Here is a 15,374-nt window from a genome sequence, read left to right on the forward strand (position 1 = left end):
GGTTCGGCCCGTTGACGGGCATCATTCACGGTGCCGGCCTCAACCGGCCCCGCCTCACCGGGCAGGTCAAGCCGGAGCAGGCGTTTGCCGAAACCGCGCCCAAGGTGCTGGGCCTCCTGCATCTGATGGACGCGCTGGAAGCCAAACCGCCCCGCCTGATCATGGCCATGGGGTCGATCATCGGTATCACCGGGATGCCCGGCAACGGCTGGTACGGTTTTTCCAATGAGGCGATGGACCTGGCCTTGCGCGGTTTTGCCGCGACCCATCCGCAGACCGAGGTGATGACCATCGCCTACGGCGTCTGGCGCGACGAAGGCATGGGGGCGCGCATGGGAAGCGTGAGCACCCTGCGCGAAAAAGGCATCGATGCGATTCCCACCCCCGAAGGTGTCGGCCGGTTTGTCAATCTCTTTACCCACCACCCGGGCTACCGGCAGGTGGTGGTGACCGCCCGCATGGGAGGACTGGATACCTGGCATTATGACCTGCCCGATATCCCCGAAGATCCGTTTTCTGGATCGGCGCGTGCATATGACTCCCGGGGTGGAGGCGGTTTTTTCCACCCGACTGACCCTCGAATCCGATCCCTACCTCATGGATCACCAATTCCAGGGGTCCTATCTCTTCCCCACGGTGTTCGGCCTGGAGGCCATGGCCCAGGTCGCCCGATACCTGTGTGGTCTGGATACCTTTTCACAGGTGCAGTTCCGCGACGTCCAATTGTCGCGACCCATTACCGTCGATCCGGAGCAGGGCGCCGAGATCATCGTCCGGGCGGTCCTGGCCGAGAAATCGGACGACGGTCGCCAAATCGTTCAAGCCGGCATCGTCAAGCAGGGCGCCGGCGTGCAGAGTGATTTCTTCTCGGCCACCCTGGTTCTGGATTTTTCGGATGATCCGCCGGCGATTTCGTTCGCCTTGCCACAGGCGCCGCTGCCGCTGGATCCCGGCACCGACCTGTATCGCCAGACCCTGCTTTTCCAGGGGCCGCGCTTTCAGGGTATCCAGACCGTCTGGTCGATCCGGCAGGACGGCGAAGATAGCGGCCAGACCCTCTTCCGCTCCCGGGTTCAGGCACCGCCGGAATGCGCGGTGGCCGCTTTTGACCGGCCCATGACGGCAGGCGGTCTTGCCCTGGGCGATGCCTTTTTCACCGATACCTTGCTGCAGAGCGCGGCCCTTTTGGTTCCCCAGGATACCAGCCTGCCGATCTCCATCGGTCGTCTGGATCTCTATCCGGCTTTCTTCGGCGATACCCGGACCGCCACCGTGCGCACGGAGCTGATCCGGCGGGAAACCCAGGATCTGGTCTACCGGGTGAGCGCCGTCGATGACGCAGGAACCGTGATGGCCGTGCTCGACGACTACCGTTTGCGGATTCTCAAGCACCATGACGACTATCCGCGCGTGGGGGATCTGGTTTCACCCGAGATGCGCGATCGCCAGCTGATCGATCAGGCGATTGTCCAGGCCTGCCGGCATTTTTCACTTACCCCCCCTACCTGGCCCTGGCCTGCATCCCCGGTCTCCACGAGCATGCCAAGGCCGATCGCCAAGAGATGGAAAAACCGCTTCTGGCCCGGACACTGACGGCGGTTGCCGCGCAGTATGACCTGGGCGCCGATGCCATCTCCGTTGCCTGGCGGGAAGACGGCAAGCCCATGGTGACCGGTGTGACGGCCGATGTCTTGGATGTCTCCCTTTCCCATGAAGACCGCTACTGTTGCTGCGTCTGCGGTCCCGGGCCGGTGGGCTGCGATCTGGCCGCCATCACCCCCAGGGACCGGGCCGGTTGGATCGGCCTTTTGGGCAGCGCTCGCAGCGCCCTTCTGGAAAGCCTGGTCATGGACGGGGATTCCCTGGACCAGGCCGGCACGCGCATCTGGGCCGCCACGGAAACCCTGGTCAAGGCCGGCGGCCCGGTCAACGCGCCCCTCACCGTTTCCGGGCGTGCGGAGACGGCCGTGCGTTTCACCACCGACGACGGCATCCAGATTCTGACCCTGGCCATTCGCCTGACCTGGGGGGTGCCGCTGATTTTGGCCTTTACGGTGAACGGCGAAGTGGTTCCGCGGGTGCCCGACGACCTGCTTACCGCCGACTATCCGGGCTACGAGCCGCTCTACAAAACCCGGCCTTTTGAGATGATCGAAGGCGGTCCCCAGGGACAACTGGTATTCGTTCAACGGTTGCCGGTGACCTTTCAACCGAGTGCCAATCTCAGCCGGACGATCTATTTTGCCAACTTCATCAAATGGATGGGCAACACCCGCGAGGCCTCGGCCTGGCCGGTGTTGGCGCGCATGTCCGAGCAGTTTGCCAGCGGCCGCTGGGGCGGGGTGACCAACTATGGCCACCTGAAAATTCTCGGCGAGGGCCGTACCAGCGATCAGATCGAAATTCTCATGTGGGTCTCGGACAACAGCGGCCCTGAGAACTCCACCATGACGCTCTCCTACGATTTTCGCCGCATGCTTCCCGGCGGCCGGTTCCAGCGTCTGGCCTTCTGCCGGCTGCAGACCACCTGGGTGGAGATTTTGGGGCCCGGCGTGGCCAAAGTGGCCCCCTATCCGGCTTATTACGGTCAGTTCATCGAGGATATGTGCCCCCGTTTCGACGCGCCGGATACGCCGGAGCCCATGGAGGAGTCCCTGGCGCACCTCTTCGATACGGAGGACGACACACCGATCTATCAGGCGCCCTCGGGGCCCGAGGTGCGGCCCATCGTGCGCGAGCAGACCTTCGAAACCACCCTGGCCCACGCCAACCTGGTGGGAAACATCTACTACGCCAACTACTACGACTGGCAGGGTCAGGTCCGCGACCGGTTTTTCTATGAACTGATTCCCGACTACTACCATGGTATCGGCGAGAAGGGCGAGCTGCTGACCCTGGAGAGCCGTGTCGATCACCTGCGTGAGGCCATGCCCTTCGATCGCCTGGTGCTGACCCTGGCGGTAAAGGAATTGCGCCGGTGCAGCGTGACCTTTCACGTGGATTACTTCCGTATTGAGCCGGACGGCAGCCGGGTGAAGATCGCCTACGGCATGCATCGCGCCGTATGGGTGATGCGCGACCGAACGGGCCGGGCCGTGGCCGCGCCTTTTCCCGACCGGGTGTGGGCGGCCTTTGAGACGGCGATCCGGCGAACGTCCGGAGGGTAACCGGTCGTGATCCATTTTCTTTCTTTCAACAAATCGCCGGTATCCTTTGCTCTTGATCTGTGGCACGGCGCGCAAACTTACAACCAACAGGAGATAGACCATGGCTGATGGCATTTGGCGGACACAGGTAGTGGCCGGAAATACATTTAACATTCTCTTTCAGGAGGAAGAGGCGGACTGTGGACCGTGCTGCTGCGCGATGATTGTCAATATGATTGACGGGTCAAAACCCACGTCGACCTCCATCCAGAGCAATATGCCCCAGGGGGCATATGCCAAGTCAACTCGTGACCGGTCTGGCTTCAAGCCCACCATTTTCCACCAAGTGGGGCTTGTGGCACCCGATGAATACCACAGCTCGGGCACTTATATTAATGCTCTCGGCCATGCCTTGGCCCAGTTCGGGATTGCCAACACCCCGCATGGCAACGATGGCACAAGTCTGCGGAAAGCGATGCGTAGCGCGTCCTCCGCAAGGCCGATCATCGTTCTGGTGCAATGGCATGGCGGCGGTGGTCACTGGATCGTGATCGCGGGCAGCGAGCATCATCGAAAAGGGCTTTTCGGGGGATTCCGGGGATATACCCGGCTCACCATTCTGGATCCGTATTATGGTGGGACGACCCTGAATGGGACCAGCAGTACCTACGTGTCGGCCACCCGTGAAGGCAGTCATGGAACGGGCTCTTTCGCTCCCTACTGGCTGCAAGTGGACTGATTTTGGGTCCGATGACGACAGGCAAAAAGGCGCCCAGTGGGGCACCGAGGTCAACGAACAGCAATTTGCGCGGATGAAGGATGCATGACGTGGGAAGTGGAGTCGTCGGGCGGGGTTGATCCGTGTACTGGTGAAGGGATCGCGGTACCCGGCCGCTTCGACCGATCACCTCAGGTGTACCTGTTGAACCATACGGTCGGGCGATTTACACCATGCCGGCACATGCAAAAGAGCATTGCCGCCACCTCCGGCAATGCTCTTTTTTTATCCTACCGCCAACCGGTGATCGGTGTTACAGGCTGCTGTCGGTAAGTGTATGCAGGAAAGCGACCAACGCATCGACTGCTGTGCACTCAATCCCAGATTGCCAACCTCCGTAATATTGACGGTTTCCGGAATTTCCGCCGCTGTTGTCGTGGTGCTATAGTAACCCGCTCTATCGTTATAGAAATTGACGATATCCGTCAGGGTCGGGAAAAAACCGTTGTGGGTGTAGGGGGGCGTCAGGGCGATGTTGCGGAGCGTCGAGACCTTGAACAGGCCTTCCGTGCCCGCAGCCTGAGCATCAGTGTACCCCAACAGTCCGGTTACCGTGCCGTAGAGCCCCAGATCCGTATTCCAATCTTCAGGGTTGGCGCTGCCATAGTGCAGCGTATTGGCAGTCGGATTGACGGGCACGCCCAGATTGTCATAGCTAAAATCCGTGAACAGCGTCATGCCTTGCGAATCCGTCGGTGTGGCGATCGGTCCGCTGGGATGACACGCGGCGCAGTTTCCGCCCTCGTTGGGGTCGGCAATCTCGCCGATGTTGTCATTCGGGCTGTTGAAGAGCGCCAGGCCTTCCAGTTCCATCGCTGAGAATACCGTAGAGGTGATTGGATTTCCGGCGGCGTCGACGACCACGCCGTCTGGACTTAAGACGATCGTGCTGACGTCGAACCCTTGTTCGGCAGCGAACTGGTCAAACTTTGAAGAAAACTTGTTGAGATCCAGGGAGCGTTCGTAGGTGGCGATGGCGAAGGCAATATCATTGTAGAGCTCATTCCCGGGGATCCCCCAAAAGTTGTAGTCAGCTCCGAACGCATTCTTGAACAGCTTTTCGTAGTGGTTGGTCCTGACCTTGGCGACGAGTTCATCCGGTGTCAGCCCCATCTCGACCGGATTCTGAAAGGGGCCTTTGGCCTGATCGGCCAGCGGATCGTAGGTGGGGCCTGTTGGTGTTGGTACATCGTTAACTGTCACCTCGATGCCGCCCGTGTCGGTATTTTCCACGCCGGTCGCCCGCCCATCCCAGAACAACCCGCCGGTGCAGAAAAGTTCTCCACCAACAAACGCGCAGTCCATTTGTGGGCTGAATCCCGCATACGCGGCCGTGGGGGCGTTGCGGCCGCCGAACAAGGTTGGATCCGAACCGTCCGATACCGGAAACATCACCGGATCCATCCGGTTCTGGGGGTCGGCGAACTTGGCCGCTGGGTGGTGGCAGGTCTGACAGGATTGGTTTTCGTTCAAGGATAGCTTGGTGTCAGTGTATAGCTTTTTTCCCAGGACTTCCATATTGTCAAGATTACCCGCCATCACGGTCGAGGCAAGAAAAAGCGACGCCACGGCAATGGGGAAAAACAAGTTCTTTTTAAGCATCTTATCTCCCTTTCAGTCTCATTAGTTGGTTGTAGTTGGCGGACAGGTCGGTGTCCCGATAGATCAGGCCGCCCAGTTTTTCCATGTCGGTCAATGCGCTGGCCGTTGCGGCCGACAGGACCAGGACCATCAGCAGCACGAAGCCAAGGATGAATTTCTTCCGCATTCCAGACCTCCTTATTCCAGACCTCCTTTTAATCGATTTAGAATGAATTGTTGATAAGGGCGCGATATGCGCAAATAGAAGTTCTCACCTCCTTTCCGGGATTTGAATCGTCCAGAGCAAAGGCGACCAATTATCTGAGAAGAGACGTCTGGCAAAAAGAAAAAACGCCTAGTAGACAGATACAGAACGAATGGGCGGTGAAAAGGTTACACGACTTTTTTGTCGGATTAAAAAATATAAAAATTAGGTCAGGATTCGTTTCATCCTGGCCGCTATCGTGGCTTTCAGGTTTTCGTGCTCGGCTATGCCAATAAGGGTCAGCTGCGCCTGGTGACGGGTGACCATCTGGTTGATCATTTCCAGTGACGCTTGGCTGACCTGATCGTGGTCCAGGCAACAGGTAACTCCTTCGCATGGGCACTGTATGGATGTAGGTCAAGGGCCACGAGTATCTGCATGGGTTCTGCCTCCTCATTTATAGTGTGAAAAAGGGGGGGTGGCTATTTAACCAGCAGAGTCGCCGATGACACCCGGCTGAGCAGATCGATGGTCAGGTCCCGCTGATGGGGGCTTTGTGGCAGACGGGTGCCGACCAGACCATAGGCGCCGAGGTTCACGCCGATTTGCTGGGGGCGATCGCGGATGATCCAGCTTGCCTCGGGTGTCCAGCCGTTTGTGGCCAGATGATCGATCGCGGCTTCGATAAGCCGGCGTCCCTCGGCTTCTTCGGGTTGCGGGGCGTCCGTGACGTTGGTCATCGATGGCGCCCGGTCGTTGGTGGTGTATTCGCAATAGAACATGCCGGGAGGATATTTCTCGTTTTCCGCCGCTTCCACTTTTCTTCCTTTTTTGGTGTTCAGGACGATGGGTGGATCTTGGCTTCCGCCCGTTTGACGGTCTCGAGAATTTCTCCCAGCTTGAACGGTTTGACCAAAAAGTCGAAGACGCCTTTCTGGAACGACTCCCGGGCCGTTTCCATGGTGGCGAACCCCGTGATGACGATGACTTCCGTCTTCGGGGAGCGATCCTTGACCTCGGTCAGAAACTGCATGCCGTCCAGGCCATCCATCTTGAGATCGGTGATGACGATATCGAAGGTGGCCTGCTGGATGCGATTGAAGGCCTCCGCCGAGCGCGAGAACACCTCCACGGCATATCCCGCCTTTTCCAGCGCCGGTCTCAGCCGCTTGAGAACAATGGTCTCGTCGTCGAGAACCAGAATCCCGGTTTTTGTTTCCTTGATCATGGTTTCTCCCTTCATCCACCTTTGATCGGTTGGTCCATCTTAAGCTGTTTTTTAAATTCCCTGGCAAAGGCGCCGACCTGGGCATCACTGGTCATCTTGACGTCCAACTGGCGCGTGAAGCCGACCAGGCGACCCAGAAGAACCATTTTTTTGGCCATCCACCGGGCGTCGAGCTTCTTGATGCGTCCGATGACCAAATCTCCCCGCAGGTCCACGTTGAAATCGTACTGTGCCAGGGTTTCATAGATCAACCGCGCCCGGCGGGAGCGGCGCTGGGGGTCGGTGACACCCCCCATGAACCGGAAATACGCGTAGTTGTCATTGATCTGTTCACCGATGTAGGCGTCGATCAGGTTGAAATGGTAGCCCAGCCGCAAATTGATGTTGGCATAGTTCTCGGAGATGACGGCCAGGTTCTGGCCCACCTGCTGGGGATTCACCACGTGCGAGGAAAACGTCCGCGTCAGGCTGGACATGAAGCTGCTGAAATCCACGGACATGGGTTCCCGGCTCCACACTCCCGGTGCACAAAGCCCGTCCAGGAACGCCTTCATCGGAACCGAGCGGATTTGGTCGCGGGTGACGCGGGCGTGCCCATCCGTTTCCGATTCGTTTTCCGTTTCGCCGAGGCCGTTGTTGATGTCGATGACGACCAGGTCCAAGGGGATATCGAGGGCGAGTTTGCGGCTGGCGGTTTCGTCATGCCAGCGGTGCTGGTAGTTGAGATTGGCCAGCTCCTCCACGGCTTTTTCGTGAATGAAACGGGTGATGTCGTGGAAGCTGCGGCACGCCTGGGGCGTAAAATTCCTGGCGTGGGGGTCCACCAGATTCAAGGGGGTGATCTTTTTCAGAATCCGTCGCAGGAGCCGGTACTCGTAGGTTTCCTCGAAGGCCTCTTCCATGAAGCCATAATAGCAAAGCGCCTGGATACGGCCTTCATAGACGATGTTTTCCTGGGCATCGAGGGTGATCTCCTGGCCCGTTGTGAGAAGCGCGGTGGCCATGTGGGTGTTGACCACGGTCGGGATGCGGAACTCCCGGGCGATCGTGGCCATGTGGCCGGTGGCGCTGCCCACGTCGGTGATGATGCCGCTGGCCTTGCAGGCGACCTTGGCGTAGCGGGGTGAAGTCTTCTTGGCCACCAGGATCGAACCGTTGGGAAACCGATTTAAATCCTTGTCGTTGCGCACGATGAACGCCTTGCCCGTGGCGATGCCGTTTTGAACGATGATGCCCCGGCCGGAGAAAATGACCGGGTGCCGGTCGCTGAGCGAAGCGATGTCGCACATCGCCGGCGGTACGTGAAGCGCGATGTTCAGTGCCCGGGCCTGCAGGATCACCAGACGGCCCTGTTGATCGAAGGCCCACTCGATATCCTGGGGGCATTTGAAATAGCGTTCGATGACCAGGGCGGTTTCCGCCAGGGCTTTCACCTGATCGTCGGAGAGGGCAGGGCGCATCTGGTCGGCTTCGTCCACGGAATGATCGGTGCATCCACCGGCCGGATCAGACACCAGTTGACGAGGCTTGGGGACGATCTCACGCTGCACCACGGAATGCGGAAATTCCCGGGAGACCGTAAACCGGTCGGCTTCCATGGTGCCGTCCACGATTGGCCCGCCAAGGCCCCAGGCCGCCGAGATCGTCATGGTGTCGTGGCTGGGCGAGCTTGGGTCCAGGGAATAGAGCACACCGCTCACCGTGGCGTCGATCATCTCCTGGCAGGCCACGGCCATGGCGACTTCCGCTTCGGCAATGCCTTTTTGTTGCCGGTAGGCCATGGCCGATGGCGAAAAGGCGCTGGCCAGCACGGTCTTGTAGGATTCCAGGAGATCCTGGGGCGTTTGGTTCAGCAGGCTGCGGTACTGGCCGGCAAAGGAGTGCTCGCCGTCCTCTCCCATGGCGCTGCTGCGCACGGCCAGAAGCAGGTGCCGGCGGCCATTTTTTGCTGCAGCGGTTTGAGGGCCCGTTTGATGGCGCGGGTCAGCGGCGGCGGCAGGGTGCTGGCGGCAAAGCGATCCAGCAGCTTGGCGGAGGCGGCGTCCAATGCGATCCGGCCCGCCTGCCAGTCGCTCAAGATTTCGGACAGCGGCGCTTGAAGTTGGTTGTGATCCAGAAAACACTGATATGCCCGCGTGGTGATGGCGAACCCTTCCGGGACGGCGATTCCCAGGCGGTTGCGGATTTCGGCGATATGGGCGTTTTTGCCGCCCACCACATCATCCAGGTCGCTGGTGACGATGTCGTAGGGGATCACATATTCGGTCTGCGGAATAACCACCCGGCCGGCCAACTCCTCTTCGATATCACGGCGAATGCGACGGGCGATGGTATCCAGGGAGCGGTATTTCTGCGGCGCCAGGATATTGAATGGTAGATCAGTTCATCCACCAGCAGACCCACCTGCCGGCTCGACGCACGGATATACTGCCGGTCGAAAACATAGTCGCCGCCCAGCTTGTCGCCCATGTCGGCGATGCTTTCGAGAATTTGGTTGTTGAGTGTCAGGATGTGTTTGAACGTCTGGAACAGCGCGACAAAGGAGACCGACTCACGCGGTTGCCGCCGCATGAACATCCGGTCGGTCAAATGGGTCATCCAGTTCGTCATCATCCCTATCCGAACCTTTCATCTGCCGTCATTGCCGGAAAATCAAATCAGTGGGCACCGCCTTTGTCCTTGAACAGGATGCCGGTGGTGAGCCCGGCAATGACCGCCACCACGACGGCCAGGACCCCGTAGAGCGTGCCATGGTTGAAGGCCATGGCCGAGATCCAGGCCGGCATGCCGGTTTCGCGGGCATCGATCGTCTGGATTGCCGATGTGCTGACGGCGCCGTCCTGGATGGCCAGAACCGCGATGTGGTAATCGCCCTGGGGCAACGCTGCCGGCAGCGCCAGCGTCGCCTGGAAGGTTTTCTGGATGCCATCATCCGGGCCGTAATGAACAACGTTGGGCATCACCCCGTATAGACCGGATTTCTCCTTCAGCTTCACGAACTCATTGAAGATGGTCGCCTGATCGGTATCCGCGGCCACGATGGCGGCCTTTGCCGCCAGCCCTTTGAGGCCGAGCCCCAGAGACTGCCATGCCGGCGGCCTCTTGGCGGGCGACGGCGCATCGGCTTTCGGCAAATAGAGGAGAAAGACGCTGGGTACGTTGGATATTTCCACCGATCCCAGATTCATCCACAGCACGCCCAGGGCGCGCCCCTTTTGCTTGAGATGGCGGTCTTCCGGGGGACCGGTCAGCCGGACCAGGCGCTGGCGCCGGACGGCACCCGACCGGTAACGGCGATCTGCGCCCCGTTGAAGTCGGCGCCGATCTGGATGTGGCTGGGGTGCAGGCTGACGCCGAGATGGATGGCGGCTTCGGCCGAATAGAGGGGCTCGGCCAAGCCGACCAGGAACAGGAGCGCCAGGGTGAGGATGGTTGTTTTCACGTCAATGCCCTCCGATATAACTCAGCAGAATTTCAGGTTTGACCAACAGGCCGACAAGCATTTTGGCCATGACCAAAAGAACCAGGGATGCCAGGATGATCTTGAGTTGATCGCCTTTGAGGTGGCGACTGATCTTGGCGCCGAACTGGGCGCCCAGGGTCGAGCCGATCAACAGGATCAGGGCCAGGACGAAATCCACGGTGTGGTTGGTGTTGGCCTGCATGATGGTGACATCGATGCAGGTGAAAAGGATCTGGAAAAGGCTGGTACCGACGACCACATGCATGGGCATGCGCAAGAGGTAGACCATGACCGGCACCATGATGAACCCGCCGCCGACTCCCATGATGGCCGCCAGCACACCGACGAAGACCCCCAGGACCAGGGGCATGAGGATGGAGAGTTCAATCCCGGATTTCTCGAAGCGGGTCTGCCAGGGCAGGTGTTTGACCAGCCGGGCATACCCGGATTCGCCGCCGGTCGGGGGCGCGGCCGGTTTCACGCCGCGAATCCCCTGGAGGCTCTCGATGAACATGTAGGCGCCGACGAAGCCGAGCATGACCACATAGGTGATCTGGATCAGGAAATCGGCGTTGCCCATGTGCCTTAAGACCTTGATGAGCTGAACCCCGAGAGTGCCGCCCAGCACCCCGCCCACCAAGAGGATGATGCCCATCTTGAAATCGACGTTACCCATGCGGTAGTGGGCCAGCGTGCCGGAGGTGGAAGCGCCCACAATCTGGTTGGAATCCGAGGCCGCGGCCACGGTCGGCGGGATTCCGACCATGATCAATAGCGGGGTCATCAAGAACCCGCCGCCAACGCCAAAGATTCCGGACAACAGTCCGACAAAGCCTCCCATGGCGAAGATCAGAAGGATGTTTACGCTGTTTCCCGCAATCGGTAGATAGAGGTGCCACACGGTTCTATTCCTTTCTTTTCGGCGTCTTCGGTTTTGCGTTGACCACTTCGATGCGGCAGCCGAGCCGGTGCCGCAGGCGGTCGAGGAGGTGCCTGTCAACACCGGCGGTGTCCGTGCCGGCGGCGGATTCGACCACCACCAGGGTCACCCGGTTTTCCTGGACATGGCGCACCAGTTCATTCTCGAAATTTCCAAACGTGGTGTGGTGTTCCGTTGGAATGCCATTGGTGCGGGCTTCATGGATCAGATGGTCGAGGCGCCGGGTCGTGGCGGCGCCGGGGGTCACGGCGGAAGGATTGGCTGGCGGCGCGGTTTCGGGGAAGATTAGCAAAAAGGAAACCCTGGCGCTGATGCGCTTGGCGAGATTCAGGGCATGGATGCCGGCGAAAAGATGCGTTCGGGTTGGATCCATGGCGGCGAGGATACACTCCATGACATTCTCCTTCTGGAAGCTTTCAGCAAGGAGCGCGCCATGTATAAAAATACATAAATAACAAATTGTTACGATATTTATGAACCGATTTTGGGGTGTTCAGTTCCAATTTGAAACAAAAAAGGCGGGTAAATATGAATATCAAATAATAACAGATAGAAGTGTTGTGGATCGGAGAATCCTGTGTTTCAATATGGAACGTAGGCCGGGGCTATTTTTTGTGGGTCAGGCGGTACTGCTTGATCTTGCGCCACAAGGTGGTCCGGGGCAGGTCGAGGATCTTGCTGGCGAGGCTTTTGTTGCCGCCGGTCTTTTCCAGGACGGCGGCGATATGCCGGCGTTCCACTGCCGCGAGGGTCTGGAGCCCCTCCCCGTCGATCATGTCGATCTCCAGTTTCTGCAAGTCGTCCGGCAGTTCCCGCTCGCCGATGGTTTCCCCATCGGTCAGGGCGATGGCGCGCTGGATGATGTTTTCGAGTTCGCGAACATTTCCGGGGAAGTGATAGCGCATCAGGATATCCAGGGCCTGGGGGGCGATGGCCTTGACCGCCTTGCCGAAGGGCCGGCTGTACTTGGCGATAAAGGCGGCGATCAACAGCGGAATGTCGTTTTTGCGTTCACTCAGGCGCGGCAGCTGAAGGGTGACCACGTTGAGCCGGTAGAAAAGATCCTCGCGAAAGATTCCCTCCAGGCAGGCCTGCTTGATATCCCGGTTGGAGGCGGCCACGATGCGGATATCCAGGTCCACCGGCCGGGTGCCGCCGACCCGCAGGATGCGTTTTTCCTGCAACACGCGCAGGAGCTTGACCTGCATGGACATGGGCATTTCACCGATTTCATCCAGGAATACCGTGCCTCCGGCGGCGGTCTCGAGCAGGCCGGCTTTGGTCAGCACGGCACCGGTGAAGGCGCCTTTTTCATAACCGAACAATTCGCTGCTGATGAGTTCCTCGGTAAACCCGCCGCAGTTGAAGGAGACGAAGGGTGCGTCACGGCGGGGGCTCAGGCGGTGGATCGATTTGGCCACCAGTTCCTTGCCCGTACCGCTTTCGCCCTGGAGCAGGACGTTGCAGTCCACCATGGCGACCTTCTTGATCATGGCGAACAATTCCTGCATGGCCGGGCTGGTGCCGATGAACCCTTCGAGCAGTTCGTCACCGCCGCTCACCTGTTCACGCAACCGGCGGTTTTCGCGGCGCAGGGCGATTTTCTCGCGCGCCCCGTCGGCCAGCACGCGGATCTCCTCGAGTTTGAAGGGTTTGGTGATGTAGTGGTGGGCACCTTTTTTGATGGCGTCGATGGCCGAATCGATGGAGCCATGCCCGGTGATGATGATCACCGCCGTTTCGGCATGCCGGCCCGATAGGTGGACGAGAATTTCATCGCCGGTGATATCGGGAAGCGCCAGGTCGAGAAAAACGATATCAAAGGGATAGGTTTTCATGCGCGCGAGAAAAGGCTTGCCCGACAGGAAGGTTTCGGTCGCATAGCCATCTTTCTCCAGGACCGCCTGGAGACGCTGGCAGACGATTTTCTCGTCATCGACAACGGCGACGCGATAATTCATGTTGTGGTGACCTTTCCGTCGGCAGGCACCGGGAGCACAATCGAAAAGGTGGTTCCCCGGCCCAGGTCGCTATGGACGTCGATGCTGCCCCCGTGGGTGCGGACGATGTTGTAGACGATCGACAGGCCCAGGCCCGTCCCCTGATTGGCACTCTTGGTCGTGTAGAAGGGATCGAAAATCCGTTCCATGGCCTCCGGTGCGATGCCCGTGCCGGTGTCGGACACATCGATCTTGAGCCGACCCTGGGGGCCGCGTCCGGCATGCAGGGTGATCACGCCGCCTGACGGCATCGCCTGGATGGCGTTCAGGAGAAGATTGACCAGGGCTTGTTGCAGATCCTGCAGCTTGCCGCGAATGGTGGGCAGGTCCGGCGCGATATCTTTTTCGATGCGGATGTTGTCCACGGCCAGTTGATTCTTGATCAGGGACAGGGTGCGATCGATCACCTCGCGGATGTCGATGGTACTGAAGGTGGGCCGCTCGGTGCGTGAGAATTCAAGGAGGTTTTTGACCACCTGGCTGGCCCGGTCCGACTGGGTGAGGATATCGTCGAGCATTTCGCTGATTTCCTCGGGCGAGGTCTCGGCGTCGCTTTCGATCAGGGCCTCGGCGGTGAGGGCGATGTTGTTCAGTGGATTGTTCAGCTCGTGGCGATGCCGGAAGTAAACGTGCCGATGGCGGCCAGCTTGCGTGACTGGATCAGCTGCTCCTGCCGGGAATCGAGTTCGGCCACCATTTTGTTGAAAGAGGCGATCAGGTGCGTGATCTCGTCCTTGCGGTCCTTTTCATAGGAGATCGGCGTAAACGTCTCCCGGGCCACTTTTTCCGTGGCGCTTTCCAGCAAAAGGAGCGGCTTGAGAATGCCCGTGGTGACAAAGCGGGAGATCACGAAGGCCAGAACGATCAGAAAGACGATGCTGGCCAGGGGGATGATCAGCACCCGTTTCAAGGCCTGGTCGATGCGGTGGCGTTTTTTCTGGATCAGCAGTTGGGCGAAATCGACCAGGCTTTTCCCCTCGGCGCGCAAGTGCTCCTCATGCAGCGGATCACCGCCGCCGGGGGCGATGGTTGCATCGAGGATCTGGCGGTAATTGGCCAGATTTTTTTCGAACACCAGGGGCGCCTTGCTGCCGGTGATACCGCGGATGTCTTCCTTCAGCCCGTTGTAATCGTCGCCGACCCGCTTCAGGTAGGCCATCGCTTCCTTGAGGCTGTCCGCATCCCGGAAAAAGACGATGTTTTTTTCATAGCGGCGCAGTTCGAGGACATCGTTCAAAAGATCGTCGAAGCGTTCGATGGCATAGATTTTTTGCCGCAGCGACAGGGCGTTTTGGTAGTACAAGAGGGCCAGGACCCCGGCCACGGCCAGACACAAGGTGAAAAAAACAACGATTTTGCCGCGAATGGTTTTCATGAGAAACCTCGATGGGCGATGGGGTTGAAACCGTTCCCGGGCCGGGTTTCAGACGAACAACGGCACGATCTCAAAGCGGGTGACGTCCACCAACCCTGGTCGGTCAGTTTCAGATCGGGAATGACCGGCAGGGCCAGAAACCCCAGGGTCATGAAGGGATCGCTGAGGCTGGCACCCAACGCTTGCGCGGCGTCGATCATGCAGTCCATTTGGTCACGGACCGTTTCCAGCGGTTGATCGGACATGAGACCGGCCACGGGCAAGGGGAGTTGGGCCAGGACGCGCTCACCCATCACGGCGCCGAACCCGCCGTCCATGGCGACGACCGCCGTAACGGCGGCGCGCATCTCCGCATCGCTGACCCCGGCGACGATGATATTGTGCGAATCATGGGCCACGCTGGAGGCGATGGCACCGCGATTCAGCCCAGGCCGGTGACGAAGCCCTTGCCCATGTGGGCCTTTCCCGTATGGCGATCCACCACGCCAGCTTGACCAGGTCACGGCCCGGATCACTGACGGCCATGCCGTCGCGTTCGGCGGCCGGCATGATTTCGCAGCGGGTGACCACCTGGTCGGCGATGGCCCGGATGACGCGCAGGCGCGATCCTTCCAGGGGAATGGAAAAATCGAGGCCGGCGGGATCGAGATGCATGGCG

Annotated in this window: 17 protein-coding genes and 3 pseudogenes; 4 read left to right on the forward strand and 16 right to left on the reverse strand. The window is 59.5% G+C overall.

Going from position 1 to position 15,374, the window contains the following annotated elements; genetic code table 11:
* Positions 1 to 11: 11 nt before the first annotated feature.
* The 4 genes and pseudogenes from JCM12296_RS50845 to JCM12296_RS25825 form a co-directional block, all read left to right on the forward strand.
* Positions 12 to 251: pseudogene (locus JCM12296_RS50845) on the forward strand (KR domain-containing protein); the annotation flags it as partial.
* A gap of 277 nt (positions 252 to 528) precedes the next feature.
* Entirely contained in the window at positions 529 to 1,593 is a 1,065-nt protein-coding gene (locus JCM12296_RS45685; RefSeq protein WP_340147883.1) for a polyketide synthase dehydratase domain-containing protein, read from the forward strand.
* A complete protein-coding gene (locus JCM12296_RS25820; RefSeq protein ID WP_054699283.1) occupies positions 1,563 to 3,167 on the forward strand; it encodes an acyl-CoA thioesterase in 1,605 nt (534 codons plus the stop codon). The genes JCM12296_RS45685 and JCM12296_RS25820 overlap by 31 nt, the downstream gene beginning before the upstream one ends.
* 100 nt (positions 3,168 to 3,267) lie before the next feature.
* Positions 3,268 to 3,885 (forward strand): C39 family peptidase, encoded by a 618-nt coding sequence (locus tag JCM12296_RS25825; protein WP_054699285.1) that lies wholly within the window; start codon positions 3,268 to 3,270, stop codon positions 3,883 to 3,885.
* Between the two features lie 264 nt (positions 3,886 to 4,149).
* Here the strand turns inward: JCM12296_RS25825 and JCM12296_RS25830 are convergent, their stop codons facing one another.
* From JCM12296_RS25830 to JCM12296_RS40265, 16 genes and pseudogenes are all read right to left on the reverse strand, one after another.
* Positions 4,150 to 5,526: a cytochrome-c peroxidase gene (locus tag JCM12296_RS25830; protein ID WP_054699287.1), complete on the reverse strand. Its 1,377-nt coding sequence runs from the start codon at positions 5,524 to 5,526 to the stop codon at positions 4,150 to 4,152.
* A gap of 1 nt (position 5,527) precedes the next feature.
* Positions 5,528 to 5,692, reverse strand: a complete 165-nt coding sequence (locus JCM12296_RS38945; protein ID WP_157067904.1) for a hypothetical protein — start codon at positions 5,690 to 5,692, stop codon at positions 5,528 to 5,530.
* Between the two features lie 500 nt (positions 5,693 to 6,192).
* Positions 6,193 to 6,528, reverse strand: a complete 336-nt coding sequence (locus JCM12296_RS25835; RefSeq protein ID WP_054699289.1) for a hypothetical protein — start codon at positions 6,526 to 6,528, stop codon at positions 6,193 to 6,195.
* Positions 6,529 to 6,548: 20 nt separating this feature from the next.
* On the reverse strand, positions 6,549 to 6,938 hold the full coding sequence (locus JCM12296_RS25840; RefSeq protein WP_054699291.1) for a response regulator: 390 nt from the start codon (positions 6,936 to 6,938) through the stop codon (positions 6,549 to 6,551).
* A gap of 11 nt (positions 6,939 to 6,949) precedes the next feature.
* Positions 6,950 to 8,227, reverse strand: a complete 1,278-nt coding sequence (locus tag JCM12296_RS25845) for a PEP-utilizing enzyme (RefSeq protein ID WP_422699180.1) — start codon at positions 8,225 to 8,227, stop codon at positions 6,950 to 6,952.
* Positions 8,228 to 8,314: 87 nt separating this feature from the next.
* Positions 8,315 to 9,219: pseudogene (locus tag JCM12296_RS50850) on the reverse strand (PEP/pyruvate-binding domain-containing protein); the annotation flags it as partial.
* A complete protein-coding gene (locus tag JCM12296_RS25855) occupies positions 9,192 to 9,551 on the reverse strand; it encodes a hypothetical protein (RefSeq protein WP_054699297.1) in 360 nt (119 codons plus the stop codon). The pseudogene JCM12296_RS50850 and the gene JCM12296_RS25855, both read right to left, overlap by 28 nt.
* 44 nt (positions 9,552 to 9,595) lie before the next feature.
* Positions 9,596 to 10,198 carry a TIGR02186 family protein gene (locus JCM12296_RS25860; protein ID WP_083456526.1) on the reverse strand — a complete coding sequence of 201 codons (603 nt, stop codon included), beginning with the start codon at positions 10,196 to 10,198 and terminating at the stop codon, positions 9,596 to 9,598.
* Positions 10,186 to 10,380: a hypothetical protein gene (locus JCM12296_RS25865; protein ID WP_054699302.1), complete on the reverse strand. Its 195-nt coding sequence runs from the start codon at positions 10,378 to 10,380 to the stop codon at positions 10,186 to 10,188. Before JCM12296_RS25865 ends, JCM12296_RS25860 begins: the two co-directional genes overlap by 13 nt.
* A 1-nt stretch (position 10,381) precedes the next feature.
* Positions 10,382 to 11,302, reverse strand: coding sequence for a sulfite exporter TauE/SafE family protein (locus JCM12296_RS25870; RefSeq protein WP_054699305.1), 921 nt, complete (start codon positions 11,300 to 11,302; stop codon positions 10,382 to 10,384).
* 4 nt (positions 11,303 to 11,306) lie between these two features.
* Entirely contained in the window at positions 11,307 to 11,735 is a 429-nt protein-coding gene (locus JCM12296_RS25875) for a universal stress protein (protein ID WP_054699307.1), read from the reverse strand.
* Between the two features lie 211 nt (positions 11,736 to 11,946).
* Positions 11,947 to 13,302: a sigma-54-dependent transcriptional regulator gene (locus JCM12296_RS25880; protein WP_054699309.1), complete on the reverse strand. Its 1,356-nt coding sequence runs from the start codon at positions 13,300 to 13,302 to the stop codon at positions 11,947 to 11,949.
* Positions 13,299 to 13,946 carry a sensor histidine kinase gene (locus JCM12296_RS25885; RefSeq protein WP_306304129.1) on the reverse strand — a complete coding sequence of 216 codons (648 nt, stop codon included), beginning with the start codon at positions 13,944 to 13,946 and terminating at the stop codon, positions 13,299 to 13,301. Before JCM12296_RS25885 ends, JCM12296_RS25880 begins: the two co-directional genes overlap by 4 nt.
* Positions 13,943 to 14,716: a HAMP domain-containing protein gene (locus tag JCM12296_RS25890; protein WP_054699313.1), complete on the reverse strand. Its 774-nt coding sequence runs from the start codon at positions 14,714 to 14,716 to the stop codon at positions 13,943 to 13,945. The genes JCM12296_RS25885 and JCM12296_RS25890 overlap by 4 nt, the downstream gene beginning before the upstream one ends.
* A complete protein-coding gene (locus tag JCM12296_RS37035) occupies positions 14,713 to 15,219 on the reverse strand; it encodes an adenine deaminase C-terminal domain-containing protein (RefSeq protein ID WP_172684104.1) in 507 nt (168 codons plus the stop codon). Before JCM12296_RS37035 ends, JCM12296_RS25890 begins: the two co-directional genes overlap by 4 nt.
* Positions 15,104 to 15,374 (reverse strand): annotated as a pseudogene (locus JCM12296_RS40265) (hypothetical protein); the annotation flags it as partial. The gene JCM12296_RS37035 and the pseudogene JCM12296_RS40265, both read right to left, overlap by 116 nt.

It is taken from the genome of Desulfosarcina cetonica JCM 12296, from assembly GCF_001311845.1.
Taxonomy (GTDB): Bacteria; Desulfobacterota; Desulfobacteria; order Desulfobacterales; family Desulfosarcinaceae; genus Desulfosarcina; species Desulfosarcina cetonica.